Below are 25088 nucleotides of genomic sequence, written 5' to 3' on the forward strand. Positions count from 1 at the left end.
AGAGCCCCCCCGGCACCGATCTCCATGGCGTGCACGGCATCCGCCGCCACGACTGGCTGCCGCTGCCCACGCTGCTCGGCTTCGCGCTGGCGGTGATCACGATCGTGGTCAGCGCGATGTTCTCGTGGCGCTCGCAGCAGGCGCAGTCCGACTCCGCCGACGCGATGGCCCGCACGCTGGTCGTGCAGGAGCAGATCCAGGCGCTGGGCTCGGCGATGAAGGACGCGGAGACCGGCCAGCGCGGCTACCTGATCACCGGCACGGACACCTACCTCGTGCCCTTCAACACCGCCCAGGTGACCATCCCCGCGGCCACCGAGCGGCTGCGCGCCAGCTTCCAGAACTACCGCCCGCAGCTCGGCCGGCTCGAGACCGCGGAACAGCTCTTCAAGGCCAAGCTGGCGGAGATGGAGGAGTCCATCGCCATGCGTCGCCGCGGCGAGACCGAGGCGGCGGTGAAGACGGTGCAGGGCGACCGCGGCCGCATCCTGATGGAGCGCATCCGCACCCTGCTGGGCGAGATGGAGCGCGAGGAACGCGACCGCGCCGGCGAGCGCCGCGCGCTGTGGGATGCCTCGGTGCAGCAGACGGTGATGGTGATCTGGGGCGGCTCGGCGCTGCTGCTCGTGCTGACGGCCGTGGCCGCGGTGCTGAGTTCGCGCGCCTACCGGGCCGCGAAGATCGAGGAATGGATCAAGGCCGGCCAGGCGGGCCTGGGCGTGGAGCTGCAGGGCGACCCGCACGTGGAGCGGCTGGCGGACATCGCCACCAGCTTCCTGGCCCGCTGGACCGAGGCGCGCGTCGGCGCCTTCTACGTCGCGCAGGACGACGGCACTTTCCTGCGGGTGGGCGGCTACGCGCTGCCGATCGCCGCGGACGGCGCGCCGCCGTCGGTGCGCGGCGGCGACACGCTGGTGGGCCAGGCGGTGCGCGACCGCCGGCCCTTGCATGTGACGGGGCTGCCGGCGGACTACCTGCCGGTGAGCTCGTCGCTGGGCCGCGGCGACGCGACCGAGCTGCTGATCGCGCCGGCGGGCGTGGACCGCCGCGTGCAATGCGTGATCGAGCTGGGTTACCTGCACCGCGTCGGCGAGGCGGAGCGCGAGCTGCTCGCCCGCGTCGCCGAGCCGATCGCGATGGCGCTGCGCTCGGCCAAGGACCGCAGCCGGCTGGAGGCGCTGCTCGAGGAAAGCCGCCGCCAGGCCGAGGAGCTGCAGATGCAGCAGGAGGAACTGCGCGCCTCCAACGAGGAGCTGGAGGAGCAGGGCAACGCGCTGCGCGATTCGCAGCTGCGGCTGGAGCGCCAGCAGACCGACCTGGAGGAGAGCAACACGCAGCTCGAGGAGCAGGCGCGGCAGCTGGAGCTGCAGCGCTCGGAGCTGACGCAGGCGCAGGCGCTGCTGACCGAGCGGGCCGAGGCGTTGGAGCGCTCCAACCAGTACAAGAGCGAGTTCCTGGCCAACATGAGCCACGAGCTGCGCACGCCGCTGAACTCGACGCTGATCCTGGCCAAGCTGCTGTCGGACAACAAGGACGGCAACCTGAGCGACGAGCAGGTCCGCTTCGCGCAGACGATCACCTCGGCCGGCAACGACCTGCTGGCGCTGATCAACGACATCCTGGACCTGTCCAAGATCGAGGCCGGCAAGGTCGACATGCAGATCGAGCGCGTCTCGCTGCCGCGCCTGCTGCAGCAGCTCACGCAGGTCTTCGCGCCGGTGGCGGCGCAGCGCAACCTGGCCTTCGGGCTGCAGCTGGCGCCGGGCACGCCGGAGTGGATCGAGACCGACGAGGCCCGGCTCGGCCAGGTGCTCAAGAACCTGCTGTCCAACGCGCTGAAGTTCACCGAGCGCGGCTCGGTCCGCATGGAGGTCGGCGCGACCTCCGACGGCCGCGTCGCCTTCTCGGTGCGCGACACCGGCATCGGCATCCCGCCGCACCAGCAGGCGCTGATCTTCGAGGCCTTCCGACAGGCCGACGGCAGCACCCACCGCAAGTACGGCGGCACGGGGCTGGGGCTGTCGATCTCGCGCGACCTGGCGCGGCTGCTGGGCGGCGACATCCACCTGCAGAGCCAGCCGGGGCAGGGCTCGACCTTCAGCCTGGTGCTGCCGGTGAGCCATGAGGCGCCGTCCGAGGAGACGCGGCCCCGCCCGCTGTCGCCGGCGCAGGCGCCGCTGCCGGTGCCGCCGGCGTTCGACGCGGTGCTGCCCGACGGGGCCGGCGAGGCCGGCGAATCCGGCGAGCGGGGCGATGCCCAGACGATGTCGCTGCTGCGCGAGCCCGCGCCCGCGGCGCCCGAGCCGCGGCTGCCCCAGCTCGACGACGACCGCCTGTCCTGGGTGCCCGGCGACCGCGCGATCCTGGTCATCGAGGACGACCAGCGCTTCGCGCTGATCCTGCGCGACCTGATCCGCGAGATGGGTTTCGTCTGCCTGATGGCGCACACGGCGGAGAACGGCCTGTCGGTGGCGCAGCGCTACGCGCCCAGCGCGATCCTGCTGGACATGAACCTGCCGGACCACTCCGGGCTGGGCGTGCTGGACCGGCTCAAGCGCGAGCCGCTGACCCGGCACATCCCGGTGCACGTGATCTCGGTGGCGGACTACACCCACGAGGCGCTGGAGCGCGGCGCGATCGGCTACGCCTTCAAGCCGGTCCAGCGCGAGGAGCTCGAGTCGGCGCTCAAGAAGCTGGAGGCCAAGTTCTCGCAGCGCCTGCGCACGGTGCTGGTGGTGGAGGACGACGCGCGCCAGCTCGACAGCATCCGCCACCTGCTGGCCGCGGACGAGGTCCGCATCCAGGGCGTGGCCACCGCGGCCGAGGCGCTGGCGGCGCTGCGCGCGTCGACCTTCGACTGCATGGTCATGGACCTGAACCTGCCCGACATGAGCGGCTACGACCTGCTCGACCAGATGGCGCTGCAGGAGGACGTGGCCTTCCCGCCGGTAATCGTCTACACCGGGCACACGCTGTCGCCGCAGCAGGAGCAGCAGCTGCGGCGCTACTCGCGCTCGATCATCATCAAGGGCGCGCGCTCGCCGGAGCGGCTGCTCGACGAGGTCACGCTGTTCCTGCACCAGGTGGAGGCGCAGCTGCCGCCGGAGCGCCAGCGCATGCTCAAGGAGGTCCGCGCGCGGGACAACATGCTGGAGGGCCGGCGCGTGCTGATCGTCGAGGACGACGTGCGCAACATCTTCGCGCTGTCGGCGGTGCTGGAGCCCAAGGGCGTGAAGGTGGACATCGCGCGCAACGGCCGCGAGGCGTTGGAGCGGCTGGCCGCGCCGCTGTCCGGGCCGGACGCGAAGCCGGCGGTGGACCTGGTGCTGATGGACATCATGATGCCGGAGATGGACGGCTACACCGCGATGCGCGAGATCCGCGCGCGGCCCGAGCTCAAGCGGCTGCCGATCATCGCGCTGACCGCCAAGGCGATGAAGGACGACCAGGAGCGCTGCATGGCCGCCGGCGCCAACGACTACATCGCCAAGCCGCTGGACATCGAGAAGCTGCTCTCGCTGGTCCGCGTCTGGATGCCGCGCTGAGGAGCGCCGGCCGATGACGTCGCACGGCTCGTCGCAGGAACAGGACATCGAGGTCCGGCTGATCCTCGAGGCGATCTACGAGCGCTACCACTACGACTTCCGCGACTACGCCGGCACCTCGCTGCGCCGACGCCTGCGCGTGGCGACGCAGCGTTTCGGCTGCGCCAATCTGTCGCAGCTGCAGGGCCGGCTGTTGCGCGAGCCGGAGGTGTTCCGCTCGGTGCTGGGCGAGCTGACGGTGCAGGTCAGCGAGATGTTCCGCGACCCGGAGTACTTCCTGGCGCTGCGCGAGCAGGTCGTGCCGGTGCTGCGCACCTTCCCGTCGCTGCGCATCTGGGTCGCGGGCTGCAGCGCCGGCGAGGAGGCCTACTCGATGGCCATCCTCATGAAGGAGGAGGGGCTGCTGGAGCGCACGCTGATCTACGCGACCGACATCAGCCAGGAGGCGCTCGCGCAGGCGCAGGCCGGCGTGTACCGGATGGACCTGGTGCCGGGCTTCTCGGCCAACCACCGGGCCGCGGGCGGCATTGGCTCGCTGTCGGAGCACTACACCGCGGCCTACGATCATGTGCTGCTGGACAAGTCGCTCAAGGACCGCATCGTCTTCAGCGACCACAGCCTGTCCACCGACAGCGTGTTCGCCGAGGTGCAGCTGGTGTCCTGCCGCAACGTGCTGATCTATTTCAACCGCGCGCTGCAGGACCGCGCCTTCGGGCTCTTCACCGAGGCGCTGTGCCGCAACGGCTTCCTCGGCCTGGGCGCGCGCGAGACGCTGCGCTTCTCGCCGCACGCGCCGGCGTACGTGGAGATCGCCGCGAAGGAACGGATCTACCAGAAGCGCGCCGGGTGATCCGCCGGCCCCTAGAATCGCGCCCCATGCAAGCGACGCGGACCTCCATCAAGCGCCTGGCATGGCTCGTGGTCGCCACGATCCTGCTGGCGGCGATGCTGCCGTCGCTGTCGCACGCGGTGCTCGCCAAGCAGGGCGCCACCTACGCCGAGATCTGCTCGGCGACCGGCGCGAAGTTCGTGCTCGTCGACCTCGGCGCCGATGCCGGCGCCGACGCGGGGAACGCCCCGGCGCCGACGAAGGCGTCGATGGACTGCCCGTACTGCGCCATCCACCACGGCGCGCCGGCCTTGCCGCCGGCCCCGGTCGCGTGGACGCCGCCCGATGCGCTGAAGTTCGCGCAACCCCGGCTCTTCCTGACCGCGCCGCGCCCGCTGTTCGCGTGGGCGCCGTCGCTCGCGCGCGGACCGCCCGTCCTGGCCTGACCTCGCCGTGATTCCCTGAGCGCGGACGCGCGTCGCCGCGCGCGCCAGGGCCCCGAGTTCCGACCGGACATTTCCATGTTGAACACCGACATGAGCCGTCGCGCCGCGCTGCTGAGCGCGCTCGCGGCGCTCGCCACCGTGGCTGCCTGCCAGGCCAAGGATCCGCCGTTCCACGGCGTCAACCTCACCGGCGCGCCGTACGGGCGCGACTTCTCGCTCAAGGACCCGGATGGCCGCACGCGCCACCTCGCCGACTTCCGCGGCAAGGTCGTGCTGCTGTTCTTCGGCTTCACCCAGTGCCCCGACGTCTGCCCGACCGCGCTGACCCGCGCCGCGGCGGTGCGCCAGCTGCTGGGCAAGGACGCCAATCACCTGCAGGTGCTGTTCGTGACGCTGGATCCCGAACGGGATTCGCCCGAGGTGCTGCGCAGCTACACCGAGGCCTTCGATCCCGGCTTCCTCGGCCTGTGGACCGACCTGCCGGGCACGTCGGCTGTCGCGAAGGACTTCAAGGTCTACTTCGAGAAGATGCCGACCGGCTCGAGCTACACGCTGGACCACTCGACGCTGAGTTTCCTGTTCGATCCGCAGGGACGGCTGCGCGTGGCCGTGCGGCACGAGATGAGCGCCGCCGACGTCACCGAGGACGTGCGGCAGCTGCTGATTCCCTGACGCCGCGAGCGGGCGCGGTGCTCCGGCGCCGCGCCTTCCCGCGCATTGCCTTCATCCCTGTTTCATTCATTCGCATTCGACGTCTTTCGTCGACAAGGACCCACCATGCTGACCACCGCTTTCCGCTTCGTTCCCGCAATCGCCCAGGGCGCCAAGTTCGCCGCCATCGTCGCGGGCGCCACGCTCGCCTGCGCCGCCCAGGCGCAGGTCACCGTCACCGATCCCTGGATCCGCGCCACCGTCGCCCAGCAGAAGGCCACCGGCGCCTTCATGCAACTGGTCGCCGCCAAGGACACCCGGCTCGTCGCGGTCACCACCCCGCTGACGCCCAAGGCCGAGGTCCATGAGATGGCGATGCAGGACAACGTCATGCGCATGCGCCAGGTGCCGGCGGTCGAGCTGCCGGCCGGCCAGCTGGTGGCGCTCAAGCCGGGCGGTTATCACGTGATGCTGCTGGACCTGCCGCGCCAGGTGAAGGCAGGCGAGACCGTCGCGCTGACGCTGGTCTTCGAGGACAAGACCGGCGCGCGCCAGAGCGTCGAGGTGAAGGCGCCGGTGCGCGCGCTCAACGCGACGATGAAGATGGCGCCGATGGCGCCCAAGGCCGACAAGGAGGCCGGGCATGGCGAACATGCCCATTGAGCCCGCGCCTGCCCTCGATCGCGGTGGCGCGGTCCGGGACGGCCCGGCGCGCGACGCGCGGCAGGCGACGGACTCGTCACTGTACCGGCGCGTGTGGCGCTGGCACTTCTACGCGGGACTGGTCTGCCTGCCGTTCCTGTTCCTGCTGGCGGTGACCGGGGCGCTCTACCTGTACAAGGATCCGATCGAGGCGTGGCTGCAGGCGGACCTGCGCGTGGTTCCGACACCGGCTCCGGCGACGCGAGGAGCCTCGGCGGCCGCAACCGCAACCGCAACCGCAACCGCAACCGCGGCAGCGGTGCCGCTGGACGCCGAATCGCTGGTGGCGCGCGCGCTCGCCGCGCGGCCCGGCGACGCGCTGAAGCTCATCCCGGCGCCAGCGCCGGGACGGAGCGCCGAAGTGGTCGTGCGAACCGGCAAGGGCACCGTCTCCGTCTACCTGGACCCCGCCAGCGGGACGGTGCTTGGCGAACGGCGCGAGGACCGCCAGCCGATGACGCTGATCAAGCGCGTTCATTCGCTGGCCATCGCCGGGCCGCTGGCCAACCACTGGATCGAGATCGTGGCCGGATGGGCCGTGGTGCTGGTGGTGTCGGGGCTGTTCCTGTGGTGGCCGCGCGGCCGCGCCGGCGGCGTCGTGTCCGTGCGCGGGCGGCCGTCGCAGCGGTTGTGGTGGCGCGACCTGCACGCCGTCACTGGCGCGATCGCCGCCGTGGCGATCGTGTTCCTGGCGATGACGGGCATGCCCTGGTCGGCGTTCTGGGGCCAGCAGTTCAGCCGCCTGACCAACGACTGGGGCGTCGGGCTGCCGCGCTACCTGTGGGCGAAACCGGCCTCGACGCCGCTGCTGTCGGACCTCGGCGACACGCCGTGGACGCTGGCGCAGGCGCGGCTGCCGGCGTCGCCGGACGGCGGTGACGGACACGGAGGACACGACGGCCATGGCGGACACGACGGCGGCGGTGGGCGCGACGGCGGCGGTGGGCGAGGCACGGCCACCCCCTACGTCGAGCCCACCATCGGGCTGAACCAGGCGATGGGCCTCTTCGCGCGGCTGGGATTGCCGCAGGGAACGCCGATCGGCCTGCCGCAAGGCCCGAAGGGCGTGTACACCGCGATGTCGATGCCCGACGACGTCACCGGCCAGCGCGTCGTGCACCTGGACCGCTACACCGGCGCGGTGCTGGCCGATGTCGGCTACCGGGACTACGGCATCGCCGGTCGCGCCGTGGAGTGGGGCATCCAGATCCACACCGGACGGCAGTTCGGCGCGGTGAACCGGCTGGTGATGCTGGGCGGCTGCGTGGCGATCGCGCTGCTGTGCGTGTCGTCGCTGGCGATGTGGTGGAAGCGCCGTCCGCGCGGCCGCCTCGCGGCGCCGCCGCGGCGCGCGGGCGACCGCGCCGCCTGGGGCGCGATCGCCGTCGGCGCGGGGCTCGGGTTGGTGTATCCGCTGCTGGGCGCGTCGATGCTGGTGGCGGCCGTGGTCGACGCCGTCGTGCCGCGTCGCTGGCACGAGCGGTTCGGCCTCTGAGGTCGCGTGCGGACGTGGGCCCCGAGCTTGCCGAATCTCCTGCAACGGACCCTCCGGTCCTTGCAAAGGAGCACCTCATGGCGACCAGCAGCATCCTCGGCGGCACCCCGGCCCCCGAGCAGTCCAAGGGGCACGGCACCGACGCGCTCGGTCCGAGCGACAGCTCGGACAGCGGCAGCGACGTGCTGGGCGAACGTCAGATGAGCACGGGCGCGGACGATCCCGATGAACTCGGCGCGACGCCGGCGGAGAAGGGCAGCGACACCGATCGCTTCGGCACCGGCGAGCGCGCCTCGGCGACACCCGGCAGCACGCCGGACGCGGCGGACATCCTGCCCGACCGCGTGAGCCGCGAGCCGTCGGCGGATGACATCGACGCATCGATCGACGTGGAGGACCTGGCCAGCGGCGACGACCCGTCGGCGGGGCCGGATCCGGAACATGCCGATGACGCCGATGAAGCCGAGGACGACGACGGTCAGCGCTAGCGACGAACTGGCAGGCGGCTCACTGGCTCACTGTGGGGCCGCTCCCGCTCCTCGAACTTCCTCGCCCCGCTTGCGGGGAGAGGGCCAGGAGTGAGAGAGAAGCTGCCGGCAGCGCCCGCGCGCCGCCGGCGCCGCTCAGCCGCGACGGGTGCGGGCCCGGCGCGGCGAGGCCGTCCATCCGCCGCACCGGGATGTCGGCGACGAGGCGCACTCACGGGCGAGCGGCAGGTCGACGGCAGAGGTGGCGATGTGGCGAATGGCTGGCATCGCGGCAACGATGGCAAGCACTGTGCCCAGGAGGGCCCTTGCCCAGGCCTGCAATCAGGCCTGCGATCAGGCCTGCGATCAGGCCTGCGATCAGGCCGGCGATCGGGCCTGCAGGGCCTGCGATCAGGCCGCGCCGACCGCGTAGATCGACGCCAGCACGCCCAGCGCGAGCGCCGCGAGCCACAGCCGCATCGGCGCGGGTTCGTTGCGCGGACGGCGTTGCTGATGGCGATGGGCGAGGAAGCAGGTGACCGACGCGCCGCCGGCCAGCAGGAACACGAGCGCGAAGCCCAGTCCCTCGACCGACCGCCCGTGATGCGCCGCCAGCGCCAGCACGATCTGGCCGAGCATGAGGCCCGCCACGCCCGAGGCGGCGGTGGAGGAGAGGGCGGAAGCGGCGGCGGAACGGGGGGAGGGCGACATGACGAGGACTCGGGGCGACGTTGCGGGAGGCGACGCGCGATTGTCCCGTCGGCCTCCGCTCGCGATGCGTTCGAAAAGCGCTCGCCAAGCGCAGTAATTCGCGTCCACCCGATCCGGTTTTCGTGCCGTCGCCATCGAAGTGAAAGGCCTTTCAGCGTGGTGGCCGGCCCCCTTGAATGCGGGGTCGTTCCAGGCACGCCCGGGTCGATTCGTCGCACCTTCGCGGTACATCGGCGGCGGGGCCCGTTTTTATGTGGGTGGACGCACAGACTCCCTCTGGAGGGGGTGGTGAACTTCGGCGTCCGCGATGTGCGGACATCTCTCTATCGGAGCAACCACCATGACCCTGCCTTTGCTCTCCCGCAAGCCTGTGGCGTTCCAGCGCACCCTGCTGGCTCTCGCCCTGGCCGCTGCCAGCGCCAGCGCGTCCGCGCTGCCGCAATTCACCTGGGACCCGGGCGTCGCCGGCCTGAACGGTAGCGCGTTCACCGCCGACAACCTGCTGGTGTCGAACTACTCGACGATCACCTTCGGGGCCGGCAACTCGTTCACCGAGTCGGGCTACCTGGCGATCAGCGCCGCCCAGCTCGGCGGCCTGACGCTGCCCTCCAACGGCCTGAACTCCGACTACGGGTTCTACATCCAGTTCAGCGGCGCCGGCACGCTGCAGGAAAACGGCAACCCGGGCTCGGTGTCCACGCGCGGCACCCTGACCTCGCTGACCTACACCCTGTACGGCTACAACGGCACCTCGACCTTCGGCTTCACCGGCAACACCCCGACGGAGAGCGCCTCCGGCGAAGTGGCGCTGGCTTCCGGCCAGCTGGTGCTGGGCACGGTGGCGACCACGCCGCTGGGCGACGGCACGTTCAACCCCTCGGCCAACGCCAAGCTGACGATGAACTGGCTGGTGGACGGTTTCCAGACCTCGCTGCCGCTGTACAACATCGCGCTGACGTCGTTCTCGAACACGACGTCGCAGGTGGAGCCCTTCGCGGGCGGTTTCCGCATCCGCCAGGGCGGCGGCTCGATCAACTTCGCCGCGGCCGTGGTGCCGGAGCCCTCGACCTACGCGATGCTGATCGCCGGCCTGGGCGCGATCGGTTTCGTGGCGCGTCGCCGCACCCGGTCGGAGAAGTGATCGCGGGACCGGCCTCGACGAGAGGCCGGTTCAAGGCAAGCGCCGGGACGTCACAAGGGCATGCGGGTGCCCGAAGTCCCGGGGCTTGTGGTCCTCAGGCCTGCACGGCGGCGGACGCGAAGGTGGCAGAGGTGGCCGCGTTCGCGCCGTCCGGGTCCTGGGGCAGCAAGCGAAGGAAGTCCTGCTTGAGCAGGGCGTAGCACTCGCAAGCCCGGGCCTCCAGCCCCGGCCGGTCCAGCACCGCGATATGTCCGCGGGAGTAACGGATCAGGCCGGCGGCCTGGAGGCGCTGGGCGCTTTCGGTGACGCCCTCGCGGCGCACGCCCAGCAGGCTGGAGATCAGTTCCTGCGTCACCGACAACTCGCAATGCCCATGCTGACGGTCCAGGCACAGCAGCAGCCAGCGGCACAGCTGACGTTCCAGCGAATGGTGACGGTTGCACACCGCCGTGTGCGCGACCTGCGTGAGCAGGGACTGCAGGTAGCGCAGCAGGCGCTGCGTGGCGGCGCCGCCCCGGGTCAGCTCCTCGCGCACCATCGGCACGCGCATGCGGAACGCCAGGCCGGCGCGCTGCACCACGGCGCGGCACGCGGGGGACTCCCCGCCCATCGCCGCGGCCAGGCCGGCGGCGCCTTCCGAACCGATCATCGCGACCTGCGCCGAGGCGCCGGAGTGTGTCGTGTGGATCAGCGACACGATCGCGGTGATGGGGAAGTAGACATGCAGGGCCGGGCTGCCGGCCTCGAACAGCACGCGACCCTTCAGCAGCTCGACGGTCTCGAGCTGGCCGGACCAGCGCGCCTGGTCTTCCGGCGGCATCTGCGCGAGCAATTGGTTGGCGCGCGGGGACGACGCGGAAGGAGTTGCGGCAAGGGACAGGGACATCGAATCGCTCCTGGAACGGGACATCTGTTCCAACCGAAACCCATGGCAATCCCCGTGCCCATTGGCATCACGCCGTCGTGACAGGTGTGCCAAGAGGTTTCTTCATCCCCCACCAACGACCGAGGAAAGACCCATGAATCGATCGATCATCCGGTTCCCCCGCGCGCTGCAGGCCGGCGTCGCGGGCCTGGCGCTCGCGCTGTCCGCCGGCGCGGCGCGCGCGGAGAGCATCCTGTTCGTCGGCAACAGCTTCACCTACGCGCAGGGCTCGGCGGTGATGCAGTTCAGCCCGGGGTCGGTCACCGACCTCAACGGCTCCAACATCGGCGGCATCCCGGCGCTGTTCAAGGCCTTCACCGTGCAGGCGGGGCTGGACTACGACGTGAGCCTGGAGACGGTCGGCGGCAGCGGGCTGGACCTGCACTACAACACCAAGATGGCCTTGATCGACAAGCCGTGGGACCGTGTCGTGCTGCAGAGCTACAGCACGCTGGACGCGGCGCATCCGGGCGATCCGGCGACGCTGATCAAGTACTCCGGCCTGCTGGCCGACGCGCTGCACGCGCGCAACGCCAACGTGAGGATCGACCTGATGGCGACCTGGTCGCGCGCGGACCAGACCTATCCGCCCAGCGGCGCCTGGTACGGCCAGTCGATCTACCGGATGGCCGAGGACGTGTACGCCGGCTACCGGCAGGCGGACCTGGCGTCCGACCGCATCCAGGGCGTGATCCCGGTCGGGCTGGCCTGGAACCGGGCGATGGCGCAGGGCTTCGCCGACACCAACCCGTATGACGGCATCGAACCGGGCAAGGTCAAGCTCTGGGCCAGCGACAACTACCACGCCAGCGTCTACGGCAGCTACCTGGAGGCGCTGACCGTCTTCGGCAAGATCACCGGCCTGGATCCGCGCAGCCTGGGCGCGGGCGAGACGGCGGCGGCCCAGCTCGGGCTGACGCGGGCGCAGGTGACGACGATGCAGCAGCTGGCGTTCGAGCAGCTCGCGGCGCCGGTGCCGGAGCCGGCCAGCTGGGCGCTGGCGATCGCCGGCGTGGGCGCCTTGCTGGCCTGGCGCCGGCGTCAGCCGGCGGCGGGCGCGCGCGCCTCGAGCACGTAGCCCATTCCGCGCACCGTGTGAAGCAGCGGCTCGCCGAAGGGCTTGTCCAGCTTGCCGCGCAGGCGGCGCACGGCGACCTCGACGACGTTGGTCTTGCTGTCGAAGTTCATGTCCCAGACCTGCTCGGCGAGCTCGGTCCGGGACAGGACCTGGCCCTCGCGGCGCAGCAGCAGCGTGAGCAGGCTGAACTCCTTGGGCGTCAGGTCCAGCCGCTGGCCGCAGCGGTGGACCTTGCGGCGCAGCAGGTCGACCTCGAGGTCGGCGATCTTCAGGACCGTCGCCTCGGCCGGCGGCGGCGCGCCATTGGCCCGGCGCAGCAGCGCCTGGATGCGCGCCACCAGTTCGGAGAACGCGAAGGGCTTGACCAGGCAGTCGTCGGCGCCGGCCTGCAGGCTGTGCACGCGGTCCTCCACCTCGGGGCGCGGGGTCAGCATCAGCACCGGCAGCGCGCGGGTGTGGTCCTGCTGGCGCAGCGCGGCCAGCACGGCCAGGCCGTCGATGCCGGGCAGCACGCCGTCCAGCAGCACCAGGTCATAGGGCGACTCGCTGGCCAGGTGCAGCCCGTCGACGCCGTCGCGGACCACGTCCACGACGAACCCCTCCTGCGTCAGGCCGCTGCGCAGGTAGTCGCACAGGGCTTCCTCGTCCTCGATGACGAGCAGTTTCATCGTGATGTTCAAAGCAAGCGTTGGCGTGCTCCGGCAAATCGCGCGCCATGGCGCCCGGACAGGGTCGCTGCGCTATCGGGTCAGCACGAGCACCATCACCCAGTCGTTGGACGATCCGCTCTCCGTCCGGCTCTCGTCGATCTTGCCGGTCGCCGTCTTGCGCCGCGTCCGTGTCACCGAGTTGCCGACATTGCCGCCCACGGATTCGAGCGTCTTGCCATCCGGGCTGACCTTGCTGACGACATCGCAATGCGAATCGAACGGGTACAGGCCTCGATCGCCGTCGTACCGCGACATCACGTCGGCAAAGCTGCGCACCCGCGGCGTGCGCGAGTAACACACCAGGTCGCCGACGCGGGGCTTGATCCATCCCGGATCGCAAGGGAGCTGCCGATAGGTCGTGTCGGGCCGCCCGACATGGTCGATTGCGCTGCGCATGTACATCGCGTGCGAGGGCGACCCTTCGAACTCGTTGGCGTCCAACCCGTTGATCTTGAACATCGTGCTGATGAAGACGGCGGACCACGCCGTGGAATTGATCGCCGAGCGCCTCAGCGAAGCGACGATCCTAGCCAGCCGGTCGGGATCGCCGACGAAGGCGGCCGACACGGCGGCGATCTCGTTCTGCGCGTTGGCCATGCGCTTGGCCGGCGGCGTCCCCTGCTGGACCGCGTAGGGATAGGAAAGCACGCTCACGCTGTTCGTCGCGACCCAGTACTGATAGACCTTGTCCCAGCTGAGCAGGTGGCTGGTCGGGGTCTCGGCCACCAGGTCGTCGTCGGCGGCCTCGGTGATCTTGCCGCGCCCGAAGCGGACCCACTCCGCCTCGGCGAAGCTCGCCAGGCCCTGGGCCAACGGCGAGGCCGGCGCCCCGGCGGCGTGGGTGCAGGCGGTCTTCAGTTGATCCAGGTCGGGCGCGGCCATCAGCGGCGAGGCGACGCAGAGCAGGAGGAGGGCTGGTTTCATCGTTGCGGTCCCGGGCAGACGGGCATGGCCCCGCAGATGTCGAAGGGACGGTCGGAGAGACCGACGTCGGATGCGCGCACACGGCTCTGGGCGATCCAGCCGGCGAGGGCGCCGCGGTCCTGGCGCAGCTGGTCGTCGCCATCGATGAAGTAGGTGGCATCCCGCCCGGACAGGTAGCTGCGCGACCCGGGCTGGGTCAGGTTGAAGATCCCCGAGGCGACCTTCCTGACCTGCCAGGGCTTGGCGTCCGCCGGCACCGCCTTGACGAACCGGGCGACGAGCGCGCGGTCGAGCCGCGGATATTGCAGGGAGCGCTCGACGAAGAACGCGAAGTCGATCTCCGTGACGGTGGCGCGCCCCGCCGCCTTCCAGGCGGCCACGTAGTCCGCGACTTCTCCGAGCCGCTTGCCGCCGGGTCCATAGAAGAACTGGTCGTAGATCAGGCGCGCTCGCGGCTGCTCCGCGAGTTGCGCGAAGATCAGCTGGAAGCGGTCGCGTCGCGCGGGATCGCTCGCCAACGGTTGGAGGAGCTGCCTGGCGTCCTCGCAACCGCGCGCGCCCATCAGCGCCGCGAACAGGGGCTGTTCGGGAAGAAGCGCCTCGTGCAGCGCCGGACTCAACGACGCGTCGGCCGCCAGGACCTTCAGGACCTTCTGCAGGGTGCAGCCTCGACCCGCGGTCGCGCGGAACGGGCCCCAGGTGAACAGCGAATCCGGATCGGCGCTGCGTCGCTCGCCGTCGCCGCTCATGTCCCAGAAGCTGCGGTCGTAGTCCGGCGTCAGCGGCGACGCCCGCATGTACAGGATCCGCGCGCGCTCAGGCACGGTGGGTTCGTCCTGCGGCAGCAGCTGGGCGTACGCCGCCTCGAGCGCGGCCGGATCGGCCGACGGGGCGCCGGTGCAAGTGCTCAAGGCCTTCATCGCGTCCATCGTGGTGGCGCCGAAGCGCTCGGGCGCGATCCGGACCATCGCGGCGAGGCTGGGATCGGCCGCCGGGCACTGGTCCAGGCGTTGCGCGAGCGCCGTGTTGTAGCGGGACAGGTAGCCCCAGCGGCTGTCGACCAGGGACCAGGGGCGGACCTGCCCGTCGCGCTCGTAGCGAGGCAGGCGGGCGACGATCGATTCGGCGGCGAGTGCGGCGCCGCAGGTCGCGAGCATCAGGCTCGCCAGCACGATTCGCGAGGCAGGCACGGTGGGCAGCTCCTCTGGGCGGGCAGGGCTCACTCGGGCCGAAGGAAACACTCCATGTCGGCCAGGAACAGCGCGGCCTTCATGCGCATCAGCCGCGTGGACGCGTCGGCATTGGTGTCCTTCATGGCGGCGCCGTACTCGGACAGCGCCGCCCTCACGGCCGTCACGACCTTTTCGCGGGAGGTCCTCGAGGACTGGGCCGTCAGGCCTTGTTCCGCGACCACCGTCTGTGCCGTGTTCGCCACCCCGGACACGCCGCTGAAGAGCGCCGCGGTGACCTTGCTGCCGCCCCCGGAAAGAATCCCGGGAGCGATCACGCTGCCGGCCAGCGCGCCGGTCAATGCGATCCAGACGGAGTAGCGCGCGCGTTCCTTGGCGTCGCCCGACAGGCTCGCCAACGTCTTCGTGCAGATGTCCTTGACCAGGAGATAGGCGTTGTCGAGCTTCTGCTGCGCATCCGCCGGAATGTCGTTGTTGACCGTGGATGTCGTCGCCACGGCCGCCAGGGCGCTGGTCTTGAGCTGGAGTTCAGCGAAGCTCACGGCCGGGGTCGACGTGCCGCTTGTCGTGGCCGGGGACGGGTTGGACAGGGCGGTCGAACTCGTCGTCGTGGACGGCGTCACTGGCGGCGGCGTCACCGTGGGCGTCGCGACGGCGCCGGAGGCCGGCACCGGCGCGGCGGGCAAGGCCTCGACCCGCGGGGCGGCGGGTTCCGCCTGCGCGAACGCCGTGCCGCCGTTCATGGCGGCGAGTAGTCCGACGGCCAGGACGGCATGCATGCTGTTCATCGCGCCTCCTTCTCGACGCGCGATGATGCCGAGCGCCTCCCGTCCTGGCATCCCCTCCCTTGATGAGGGGTTGGCGGTCACGCCACCTTCGGCAGCTCCTTCAACAGCTTGTCCAGCGTGACCGGGTAGTCGCGGACCCGCACCCCGGTGGCGTTGTAGATCGCGTTGGCGACCGCCGCCGCCACGCCGCAGATGCCCAGTTCGCCGACGCCCTTGGCCTTGAGCGGCGAGGAGATCGGGTCGGTCTCGTCCAGGAAGATCACCTCCTGGTGCGGGATGTCGGCATGGACCGGCACCTCGTAGCTGGCGAGGTCGTGGTTGACGAAGAAACCGCGCCGCTCGTCGACGTGCAGCGCCTCCATCAGCGCCGCGCCGACGCCCATCGTCATCGCGCCGATCACCTGGCTGCGCGCCGACTTCGGATTGAGGATGCGCCCGGCCGCGCACACGGCCAGCATCCGCCGCACGCGGACCTCGCCGGTGTACGCGTCCACGGCCACCTCGCAGAAGTGGCCGCCGAAGGTCGACTGCTGGTACTTCTTGTCGAGGTCGCCGAACTCGATCCGGTCCTCGGCGGCGAGGCCCTCGACACCGGCCACCTCGCCCAGCGGCATCCGCTTGCCGCCGCCGCGGATCTCGCCGTCGGCGAAGACGGCGTCCCTGGCGTCCAGGCCGGCCTTGCGGGCCACCGCCTCGCGCAGCGCCACGCAGGCCGCGTACACGCCGGAACACGAGCTGTTGCCGCCCCACTGGCCGCCGGATCCGGCCGAGACCGGCAGCGCCGAGTCGCCCAGCCGCACCACGACCTGCTCCAGCGTCACGCCCATCATCTCGGCCGCGGTCTGCGCCAGGATGGTGTAGCTGCCGGTGCCGATGTCGGTCATGTCGGTCTCGACGGTGACGATGCCGCGCCGGTCCAGCCGCACGCGCGCCGCGGACTTCATGACCAGGTTGTTGCGGAACGCCGCCGCCACGCCCATGCCGACGAGCCAGCGCCCGCCCGGACCCTCGCGCCGCTGGCCGGGGCGGCCGCGGCGGCTCCAGCCGAAGCGCTCGGCGCCGGTGCGCAGGCACTCGGTCAGCCGGCGCTGCGAGAAGGGCCGCTCCGGCTTCTCCGGGTCGACCTGCGTGTCGTTGACGATGCGGAACTGCACCGGGTCCATCCCCAGCCGCTCGGCCATCTCGTCGACCGCGATCTCCAGCGCCATCAGCCCCGGCGCCTCGCCCGGCGCGCGCATCGCGTTGCCCTCGGGCAGGTCCAGCACCGCCAGCTTCATCGCCGTCATCCGGTTCGCGCCGGCATACAGCAGCCGCGTCTGCGCGACGGCGGTCTCCGGGCTGCCGCCGGGCAGGTCGCCGGACCAGCTCTCATGCGCGATCGCTGCGATCCTGCCGTCCTGGCCGGCGGCGATGCGGATGCGCTGGATCGTCGCGGGCCGGTGCGTGGTGTTGTTCATCATCAGCGGGCGCTGCAGCGCGACCTTGACCGGCCGGCCGGAGGCCTTCGCGCCGAGCGCCGCCATCAGCACGTCCGCGCGCAGGAACAGCTTGCCGCCGAAACCGCCGCCGACGAAGGGCGAGATCAGCCGCACCTTGTCGCGCGGCAGGCCCAGCGTGCGCGCCAGGTCGCCGCGGCCCCAGTCGATCATCTGGTTGGCGGTCCAGACGGTGAGCCGGTCGCCCTCCCACACGGCCAGCGTCGCGTGCGGCTCCATCATCGCGTGCGACTGGTCGGGCGTGGTGTAGGTCTGGTCGATCTTCAGCGGCGCGCGCGCGAAGGCGGCGTCGAAGTCGCCGACCTTGGTCTCGGCCGGCGTGCCGCCGGGGCCGTCGTCCGCCTTGGGCGGCTTGGCCTGGTCCTTGGCCTTGGCCAGGCTGAAGGCGCCGGCCTCGGGCGCGTAGTCGACGCGGATCAGCGCCGCGGCCGCGCGGGCCTGCTCGAAGCTCTCGGCGACCACGACGGCGATCGCCTGGTGGTAATGCGCGATGTCCGGTCCGCCCAGCAGCGCGGCCGTGTTCATCCTGCCCTTGCCGAGCTTGCCGGCGTTCTCCGCGGTGACGACCGCCAGCACGCCGGGCGCGTGCTCGGCGGCGGCGACGTCCATCCTCGCGATGCGGCCCTTGCCGATGCCGGCGCCGACGACGAACCCGTAGGCGGGATTCTTCGCGACGTCATGGCGTTCGTAGGCGTAAGGCGCGGTGCCGGTGGTCTTGCGGGGGCCGTCGATCCGGTCGGTCGGCTTGCCGACGACGCGGCCCTGGTCGATGGGGTTGGTGGTGGCGGGCGTGTCGAATTTCATGCGGTCCTCCCGGCCTTGGCCTGGGCCAGCACCGCGGCGAGCGTGCGCTCGACCAGCGGCAGCTTGAAGGCGTTGTCGGCGGTCGGCGTGGCGCCGGCGAGCAACGCGCGCGCGGTCGCCGCCGCGCCCTGGCGCAGCGAGGGCTCGGCGGCCTCGACCCGCCAGGGCTTGGGCGCGATGCCGCCGACGGCGATCCGCCCGCCGCCGTCGCGCTGCACGATCGCGGCGATCGACACCAGCGCGAAGGCGTAGGACGAGCGGTCGCGGACCTTGTGATACAGCTGCGTGCCGCCGGCCGGCTTGGGCAGGGACACCGCGGTGATCAGTTCGCCGGGTTCGAGGGCCGTCTCCACCTGCGGCGTCGCGCCGGGCAGGCGATGGAAGTCGGCGATCGGGATGCGCCTGGGCTGGGCGTCCGGACGCATTGTCTCGACGGTGGCGTCGAGCGCGCGCATCGCGACCGCCATGTCGCTCGGATGCGTGGCGATGCAGGCATCGCTGACGCCGATGACCGCCAGCTGGCGGCTCATGCCGCCGATGGCCGAGCAGCCGCTGCCGGGCTGGCGCTTGTTGCAGGGCTGGTCGGTGTCGTAGAAGTAGGGGCAGCGGGTGCGCTGCAGCAGGTTGCCGGCGGTCGTCGCGCGGTTGCGCAACTGGCCGGAGGCGCCCGCCAGCAGCGCGCGCGACAGCACGCCGTAGTCGCGCCGCACCCGCGCGTCGGCGGCCAGGTCGGTGTTGCGCACCAGCGCGCCGATGCGCAGGCCGCCGTCGGCCGTCGGCTCGATGCGGTCCAGGCCGAGGCCGTTGACGTCGATCAGGTGCGCGGGCGTCTCGATCTGCAGCTTCATCAGGTCGAGCAGGTTGGTCCCGCCGGCGATGAAGCGCGCGCCGGGCTGCCTGGCGGCGGCCGCGATGGCCGCGGCGGGCGACGCGGCGCGTTCGAAGGTGAAGGGCTTCATGCGGGCCTCCGGTCGCTGGCGCCAGGGGCGGGGATGCCGGCCACCTCGGCCATCGCGTCGACGATGTTCGAGTAGGCGCCGCAGCGACAGAGGTTGCCGCTCATGCGCTCGCGCAGTTCGTCCAGGGAGAGCAGGGGGCGCGCGACGAGGTCCGGCGTGACATGGCTGGGGATGCCGGCCTTGATCTCGTCGAGCACCGCCACCGCTGAGCAGACCTGGCCCGGCGTGCAGTAGCCGCATTGGTAGCCGTCATGCCGCACGAAGGCGGCCTGCATCGGATGGAGCTTCTCCGGCGTGCCCAGGCCCTCGATCGTGGTGATCGCGGCGCCCTCGTGCATCACCGCCAGCGTCAGGCAGGCGTTGACCCGGCGTCCGTCGAGGTGGATGGTGCAGGCGCCGCACTGGCCGTGGTCGCAGCCCTTCTTGGTGCCGGTGAGCTGCAGGTGCTCGCGCAGCAGGTCGAGCAGCGAGGTGCGGTTGTCGACGACCAGCGTGTGCGGCTGGCCGTTGACGGTGAGCGTGACGCGGGTGCTGGCCACGAGGTTCTCCTGAGGGGGCGCGCCGGGGCGGGACGGGATTTGCGCGACGGCCTCGAGCGGCGCGCCGGTGGCGGCCGCCGCGCCCGCGCCGGCGATCAGCAGACCGCGGCGCGAGATCGCGCCGGCGTCAGCGTCGCACGGGCGGGCTTCGGGGGGAGACAGGGAAGACGCGAGGTCCATGCTGGGGGCTCCTGGCTGGGCGGGGAGGGGCGAATCCCACGGGCGGCAATCCCGATGCCCGCGGCCGAGGCGGCGCCGGCGTCGAGGCCCGGATTGGGCGAATGGCGGACGATCGGGCGCCTGCCGCGTCGGTGTCATCCCCCGGGTTGAGGATCTGGGGATGGTCCGCGGTGACCGCGATCGCGCAAGATCGCCTCGGGCCCCGAGCCCGCCGAAGAACGACACGAACACCAGGAGGGAGTTCCGATGACCGATCCGCAAGGCGTGCCGGTGGACGATCCGGCGATGACGCGATGGAACGACGCGCTCCGCGCGCGGGACCGGCTGCATGAGGCGATGGGCCTGCAGGGGGACCGGCACGGGGCGGTGAAGCCGGCGTCCGACACCCCGGCCGCCCCCTACGACCTGGAGCCGGAAGCGCCCCGGGCGCTGTCCCTGGCCAAGCTGCTGCAGCTCAGCGGCGCGCCGATGCCGCCGGAGATCCAGGCGACCGTCGGCGAGCACGAGGCGCTGATCGTGCTCCATGGCCTCACGCCCTTCCATGCCGAGGGCGCCCGTCCGCAGGAGATCTGGGGGATGGGGTACTCGGCGGTGCCCAAGGACTGCGACGCGGCGCGCACGGTGTCCTTCGAACCCTCGGACCGGGTGATCAAGGCCATCGAGGTCAACCAGACGCTGGCGATCGACCTGGACGTCCATGGCCGCATGGTGGCCGGCGTGCCCGAGGCCGGCGCCGGGCCGGCGCTGCCGCTGGCCGCCGGGCTGGCCGGCGGCGCCAGCACGCGGCAGGGGTTCGCGCTGTCGCTGCAGCTGGAATGGTCGGCCGTCGAGGTGCAGGCCGGGCCGGTCGGCAGCGGGGGCGTGCGCTGGAACCTTTACCGCCAGGGCCGGCGCATCGACCGCTATCACCGCCTGATGCACACCTTGCTGGTGCCCCGCGGCACGCGCACGCTGACCTTCGAGGTCGACACCTGGGTGCGGCGGCAGGGCCTGTTCGGCGGCTTGCTGGGCACGCGGCACTGGCAGTCGCCCCGGCGCGAATTCACCCTGAACGTCGAGACGGTGCCGGCGTGACGGTCGAGGACGGCGGGGATCTCGTCGCGCTGCTCACCCGGCTGGTGAAGACGCCGCCGGCGGAGCGGGATCGGCTGGTGCGGCTGGTGCCGGGCTACCGCCGCCTGGCGTTCATCGATGCCTTGCTGGCGGCGGCCGCCGAGACGCCGGAGCTGCAGGAACTGGCCCATGCGGTGCTGCGGGTGACCGCGCCGCAGGAGCCCGAGCACCTGGCGCGCTACGCCAACCTGACCTTCGACTGGCTGCGCCAGCTGCCCGCGGGCGACGCCCGTGTCGAGACGGCGTTGTCCGAGCTGGAGCAACTCGCGCTGCGCGACGGGCACGCGATGATCGCCGCGCATGTGCAATGGTGGCGGCTGGACGAGGCGCTGGACCGGGGCGACCGGGCCCGCATCGACGCCACCGCGGATGCCCTGGCGATCCGGTGCGCCGAGATCGCCGCCGAACCCGAGGAGGTCTTCCCCACGTCGGCGCGCAAGGTCATGGCGAACCATCTCTATGGGGCCGCCCGGTCCGGCTACTACGCGGAACGGGATCCCGCGGCGGTCCTGCGGCTCACGACGGCCGCGCGGCGGCTGGCCGACCTGCCCGAGCCGACGCGGCTCTCGGCCATCGTGCACATGCGGCTCGGGCAGCACGAGCTGGCGCGCGACGCGCTGCGGCGACTCGTGGACACGGGGGAGGCCAGCGGGATGGATGCGTTCAACCTCGGCTCGACCCTGACGGCGATCCCGGGCGCGACGGGCGCCGCGGAGGCGTTCGCGCTCGCGGTCTCGCTCGTGCCCGGCGACGCGCTCTACGCGCTGCATCACGCCAGCGCGCTGGCGGACGAAGGCCGGCTCGACGAGGCGGATGCCGCCGCCCGGCGCGCGCTGCCGGTATGCGCGCGGATGGTGCTCGAGGACGACCGGGTCGCGCCCGTCGACCGCCGGCGCTTCTCCGGCAAGGGCAAGGAGCGGCGCACGTTGCGGGAACAGATCCTCACGATGCGGGTCATCGTGCTGGACCAGATGCGCACGCATGACCGGCCCGATCTGGCCCGGCGCCAGGCCGAGGATCTGATGCGGGACGAGGACGAGCCCGCGCGCCTGGCGGGACGCAGCCGGATGTCGCTGCTGCAGTGGGAGCAGGGCGAGCACGAGGCGGCGCTGCAGGGCTTGGACGCCCTCATCGAGGAGGGCCTCGATGCCGCCGGGTTCCTGGCGCTGGGCGCGCGCTGGCGTTGGGATCTCGGCCGGACCGACGAGGCGCTGCGGCAGCTCGAGCGCGCGGTCCGTCTGGGCGAGCACGCCGAGGACGTCGAAGCGTTGCTGCGCGAGATGCGAGCCGCGATGCCCGGCCACGAGGGCGTGCGCAAGGCGCTGGGCTGCCTGTTGGCCATCCCCGGCAGCGGGCAGCGGGCCGAGGCGCTCGCGCTGCTCGAGGAGATCCCCGAGGCGGAACCGTCGGATGCGCTCGCGCTGTTCCGGCGGGGCCTGGCCCGCTGCTGCGCCGAATCGTTCCCCGACGCGGATCGTCCGTCCATGCCCGAGGACCTGCACGACGCGCTGAAGGACATCGGCACCGCGGCGGTGCTGGACCCCCAGGACGCCGAGATCCGGCTCGCCTGGCTGTGGCTGGTGGACCGCCTCGCCTGCGAGCCGTTGTGGCTGGGCCTGATCACGGAACTCACGCGGGCGCCGTGGGGCGCGACGGCGGTCTCGCCCGCGGTCGCCCAGGCTCTGCGGGACCTGCGCGACACCAAATGGCGGGGCGTGCGCAAGCGCCACCGGGAGGCCGCGACCCAGCTGACCGAGGTGCAGGCGCGCCTGCGGGCCGAGGGCCTGCTGACGCTGGCGATGACCTGCCACCTGTGGATCGCGGACAACCTGATCCGCCTGCATGAGCTGGAGGAGGCCGGCGACCACCTCGCCGCCTATGACCGCGGCTTCGACCGGGTCTGCTACCGGCCGCTCTCGCCGGCCCTGCGGCCCGTGGTCGAGCAGATGCAGGACGAACACGCGGGATCGCTCGCTCCCGTGCGGACGCTGGACATGGAGTTCATGCATGTCCAGACGATCGCGGCGACGGCCTACGCGGTGAACCGGACGATCATGAAGGCCGAACTGCTGTCGCGGCTGGGACGTGCCCGCGATGCGCTGGCGGTCATCGAACCGCTGGAGCGCGAGCTGCTCGAGGGCGACGCGGGCGTGGTGGCGCGGGTGCTGCCCGGCGCCGAGAACATCGCCATCCTGCTGCGCGAGGCCGGCGAGCACGCGCGGGCCCTGGCCGTCATCGACAAGGCGCGCCCGCTGGCGCAGGACCTCCTGGGCGTCAAGCTGGACTTCTTCCGGGGCACCCTGCTGATGGCGCAGGATCGCGAGCCGGAGGCGATCGACTGGTTCGAGGCGATGCTGGCCCGGACCGCCGAGGACGAGGCACACCGCGACGGCCTGCTGTTCAACCTCGCGGAGCTGCATGCCCGGCAGGATCGGCCCGGGCGCGCGCTCGAGCTGCTGGCGCCGGTGCTGGCCAAGCCCCGGGCCTCGGACCGCTTCGCGCTGATCATCGAATCGCTGGCGATGCGGATCCAGGCGATGCTCGAACGGCTCGACCTGGCGGTCGGCCATGCGCGCGAGGTGCTGGCGGCCTTCTTCCGCATGCGCGACGCGTTCGCGCGCATCGAGGACCGGCAGCAGCTGGCCGGCGAGCATGGCGAGCAGATCGACCTGGTGCTGCGCGTGCTCGTGATGTCGAAGCGCCCGCACGAGGTGTTCGCGGCCGTCGAATCGCTGCGTGCCCGCTCCTGGGAGGAACTGCGGCTGCATCGCTCCGAGACGCCGGGCGAGCAGGACCTGGCGCTGGACGGGCAGATCGACCGGCTCGACCGCATGGACGCCTTGTTGCGCCGGCTGCGCCGCGGCCTGGAGCGGCTGGGGCCGGACTATCGCGACACGGTCGCGCTGGCGCGGCTGCGCGACCTGGACCCCAAGCTGTCGCTCTTCGAGCGCGAGCCGGCCTCCGCGCCGGATCCTGAACCCGGCGCGCCGGACCGTGCGCGCGTGCGGTCCGAGTCGATCGACCACTACCTGACGCTGTGCGAGACGGAACGGACCCGGCTCCAGCGCGAACGCGACCGGCGCCGGCGCGGCCGCCGCGCCGACGGAGACCACGCCCGCGATGCTGTCGCAGGCGCTCGCGACGGCGAGCGCCGATGGGCCGCGCTGCGTGTTCGTGCAGATGCTGGTGTTCGGTAGGACCTTGGCGATCCTGCGGGTCGCCTCGGACGACCCCGAGCCACGGCTGTCGGCCTCGATCCAGTTGCCCGACGAACTGCCGTCGCTGGACGAGCTGGCCGCGGATCCGAACCTGCCCGACATGCTCGATGACGGGCTGGGGCGCGCGCTGGCCGCGGCGGTCGTCGATCCGCTGCTGGCGGACATCGCGCCGGGCGATCGCGTGGTGCTGTGCACGACGGCGCCGGCCTCGCGCGTGCCCTGGCATGCCTTGCCGCTGGCCGATGGCCGGCCCTGGGGAGCGCGCAACGTGATCTCGCAGGCGCCCAACGCGACGGTGCTGGTGCGCTGCCTGTCGCAGGCGCGGCCCGACGGCGCCGCGCTGGTGATCGGCGATCCGACCGGGGACCTGCCGCGCGGACGCGACGAGGCGCGCGCGATCGCCGAGGCGCTGGGCGTGACGCCGTTGCTCGGGGGCGAGGCCACGCTCGGCGCGGTGGCCGCGGCGCTCGCGGGCCAGGCGCCGGCGCTGCTGCACTTCGCCTGCCATGGCGACGTGGACGAGGTCGACAGCACCCGTTCGGCGCTGTTGCTGGCGCCGGAGGATCCGTCCGACGACGGCCGGCTGACGGTGACCGCGCTCGGCGGGGCCGCGCTGGCCGGCACGCGCGCGTTCCTGAGCGCCTGCGACCTGGCGGTCGCGGACGGCCCCACACGCACCGAGGTCTTCGGCATGCCGCGGGCCTTGCTCGCGGCGGGGGCGGGGGCCGTGGTGGCGGGCATCTGGCGCGTCGACGACACCGCCACGCAACTGCTGATGCAGCGATGCCACCGAGACATGGCCACGCAGCCGCTGGCCGATGCCCTCGCAAGCGCGCAGCACTGGCTGCGCGGGCTCACGGTCGCGGACGTCGTGGCGATGGCCGAGGCGGCGCTGGCCGCGGAGCTGCCGCAGGACCGGCGGGCGCGGCTGCTCCGGCACATCGCCGTCGAGCAGGTGCGGGCGGGCGACCTGCCGGCGGCTGGCGCCACGCTGCGACGGCTGCTGGCGGACACCGACGAGGACCTCGCGCCCGCCGAGCACGCCCAGGCGCGCCACTACCTGGCCCTGCTGGCCGACGTCGGCGATCCGCTGGCGCCGCCGGACTACGCGATGCGGCCCTTCGCGCCGATGCGCCTGTGGGCCCCCTTCGTCGTGACGGGGGACTGGCGCTGACGC

At 72.0% G+C, this 25088-nt stretch carries 21 protein-coding genes; 12 read left to right on the forward strand and 9 right to left on the reverse strand.

Going from position 1 to position 25088, the window contains the following annotated elements; genetic code table 11:
* The first annotated feature begins 104 nt into the window (after positions 1-104).
* The 7 genes from N5D62_RS14570 (at position 105) to N5D62_RS14600 (ending at position 8156) form a co-directional block, all read left to right on the forward strand.
* Positions 105-3545 (forward strand): response regulator, encoded by a 3441-nt coding sequence (locus tag N5D62_RS14570; protein WP_347881815.1) that lies wholly within the window; start codon positions 105-107, stop codon positions 3543-3545.
* A 13-nt stretch (positions 3546-3558) separates the two neighbouring features.
* Positions 3559-4395 carry a CheR family methyltransferase gene (locus tag N5D62_RS14575; protein WP_279758559.1) on the forward strand — a complete coding sequence of 279 codons (837 nt, stop codon included), beginning with the start codon at positions 3559-3561 and terminating at the stop codon, positions 4393-4395.
* A 26-nt stretch (positions 4396-4421) separates the two neighbouring features.
* The gene (locus N5D62_RS14580; protein WP_279758560.1) at positions 4422-4820 is read left to right on the forward strand and encodes a DUF2946 family protein; all 399 of its coding nucleotides are present in this window, start codon (positions 4422-4424) and stop codon (positions 4818-4820) included.
* 75 nt (positions 4821-4895) lie between these two features.
* Complete coding sequence (locus N5D62_RS14585; protein ID WP_279758561.1) at positions 4896-5492, forward strand: SCO family protein; 597 nt, start codon at positions 4896-4898, stop codon at positions 5490-5492.
* A 105-nt stretch (positions 5493-5597) separates the two neighbouring features.
* Positions 5598-6134: a copper chaperone PCu(A)C gene (locus N5D62_RS14590; RefSeq protein ID WP_279758562.1), complete on the forward strand. Its 537-nt coding sequence runs from the start codon at positions 5598-5600 to the stop codon at positions 6132-6134.
* Positions 6115-7668: a PepSY domain-containing protein gene (locus tag N5D62_RS14595; protein WP_279758563.1), complete on the forward strand. Its 1554-nt coding sequence runs from the start codon at positions 6115-6117 to the stop codon at positions 7666-7668. Before N5D62_RS14590 ends, N5D62_RS14595 begins: the two co-directional genes overlap by 20 nt.
* Before the next feature lie 77 nt (positions 7669-7745).
* Complete coding sequence (locus N5D62_RS14600; RefSeq protein ID WP_279758564.1) at positions 7746-8156, forward strand: hypothetical protein; 411 nt, start codon at positions 7746-7748, stop codon at positions 8154-8156.
* Between the two features lie 390 nt (positions 8157-8546).
* Here N5D62_RS14600 and N5D62_RS14605 read toward each other — a convergent pair whose 3' ends face one another.
* Complete coding sequence (locus tag N5D62_RS14605) at positions 8547-8846, reverse strand: hypothetical protein (protein WP_279758565.1); 300 nt, start codon at positions 8844-8846, stop codon at positions 8547-8549.
* A 340-nt stretch (positions 8847-9186) separates the two neighbouring features.
* Between N5D62_RS14605 and pepA the strand changes: the two genes are divergently transcribed.
* Positions 9187-9987: a flocculation-associated PEP-CTERM protein PepA gene (gene pepA, locus N5D62_RS14610; RefSeq protein ID WP_279758566.1), complete on the forward strand. Its 801-nt coding sequence runs from the start codon at positions 9187-9189 to the stop codon at positions 9985-9987.
* A 94-nt stretch (positions 9988-10081) separates the two neighbouring features.
* Here pepA and N5D62_RS14615 read toward each other — a convergent pair whose 3' ends face one another.
* Positions 10082-10873 (reverse strand): Crp/Fnr family transcriptional regulator, encoded by a 792-nt coding sequence (locus N5D62_RS14615; RefSeq protein WP_279758567.1) that lies wholly within the window; start codon positions 10871-10873, stop codon positions 10082-10084.
* A 133-nt stretch (positions 10874-11006) separates the two neighbouring features.
* On the opposite strand from N5D62_RS14615, the gene N5D62_RS14620 reads away from it, so the two are divergent.
* Positions 11007-11990, forward strand: coding sequence for a DUF4886 domain-containing protein (locus tag N5D62_RS14620; RefSeq protein WP_279758568.1), 984 nt, complete (start codon positions 11007-11009; stop codon positions 11988-11990).
* Here the strand turns inward: N5D62_RS14620 and N5D62_RS14625 are convergent.
* From N5D62_RS14625 to paoA, 7 genes are all read right to left on the reverse strand, one after another.
* Complete coding sequence (locus tag N5D62_RS14625) at positions 11954-12658, reverse strand: heavy metal response regulator transcription factor (RefSeq protein WP_279758569.1); 705 nt, start codon at positions 12656-12658, stop codon at positions 11954-11956. The genes N5D62_RS14620 and N5D62_RS14625 overlap by 37 nt on opposite strands.
* A gap of 72 nt (positions 12659-12730) precedes the next feature.
* On the reverse strand, positions 12731-13624 hold the full coding sequence (locus N5D62_RS14630; RefSeq protein WP_279758570.1) for a DUF2272 domain-containing protein: 894 nt from the start codon (positions 13622-13624) through the stop codon (positions 12731-12733).
* Positions 13621-14814 (reverse strand): hypothetical protein, encoded by a 1194-nt coding sequence (locus N5D62_RS14635; RefSeq protein ID WP_279758571.1) that lies wholly within the window; start codon positions 14812-14814, stop codon positions 13621-13623. Before N5D62_RS14635 ends, N5D62_RS14630 begins: the two co-directional genes overlap by 4 nt.
* A gap of 29 nt (positions 14815-14843) precedes the next feature.
* A complete protein-coding gene (locus tag N5D62_RS14640) occupies positions 14844-15683 on the reverse strand; it encodes a hypothetical protein (protein ID WP_279758572.1) in 840 nt (279 codons plus the stop codon).
* Positions 15680-17902 carry an aldehyde oxidoreductase molybdenum-binding subunit PaoC gene (gene paoC / locus N5D62_RS14645; RefSeq protein WP_279758573.1) on the reverse strand — a complete coding sequence of 741 codons (2223 nt, stop codon included), beginning with the start codon at positions 17900-17902 and terminating at the stop codon, positions 15680-15682. Before paoC ends, N5D62_RS14640 begins: the two co-directional genes overlap by 4 nt.
* On the reverse strand, positions 17899-18861 hold the full coding sequence (locus N5D62_RS14650; RefSeq protein ID WP_279758574.1) for a xanthine dehydrogenase family protein subunit M: 963 nt from the start codon (positions 18859-18861) through the stop codon (positions 17899-17901). The genes paoC and N5D62_RS14650 overlap by 4 nt, the downstream gene beginning before the upstream one ends.
* The gene (gene paoA, locus N5D62_RS14655) at positions 18858-19580 is read right to left on the reverse strand and encodes an aldehyde dehydrogenase iron-sulfur subunit PaoA (protein ID WP_279758575.1); all 723 of its coding nucleotides are present in this window, start codon (positions 19578-19580) and stop codon (positions 18858-18860) included. Before paoA ends, N5D62_RS14650 begins: the two co-directional genes overlap by 4 nt.
* Before the next feature lie 246 nt (positions 19581-19826).
* Between paoA and N5D62_RS14660 the strand changes: the two genes are divergently transcribed.
* From N5D62_RS14660 to N5D62_RS14670, 3 genes are read left to right on the forward strand one after another with little or no spacing between them, the layout of a single operon-like run.
* Complete coding sequence (locus N5D62_RS14660) at positions 19827-20654, forward strand: hypothetical protein (protein WP_279758576.1); 828 nt, start codon at positions 19827-19829, stop codon at positions 20652-20654.
* Entirely contained in the window at positions 20651-23890 is a 3240-nt protein-coding gene (locus N5D62_RS14665; RefSeq protein WP_279758577.1) for a hypothetical protein, read from the forward strand. Before N5D62_RS14660 ends, N5D62_RS14665 begins: the two co-directional genes overlap by 4 nt.
* Positions 23814-25085 (forward strand): CHAT domain-containing protein, encoded by a 1272-nt coding sequence (locus N5D62_RS14670; RefSeq protein ID WP_279758578.1) that lies wholly within the window; start codon positions 23814-23816, stop codon positions 25083-25085. Before N5D62_RS14665 ends, N5D62_RS14670 begins: the two co-directional genes overlap by 77 nt.
* Positions 25086-25088: the final 3 nt, after the last annotated feature.

The organism is Mitsuaria sp. GD03876, assembly GCF_029840635.1.
GTDB lineage: Bacteria > Pseudomonadota > Gammaproteobacteria > Burkholderiales > Burkholderiaceae_C > Roseateles.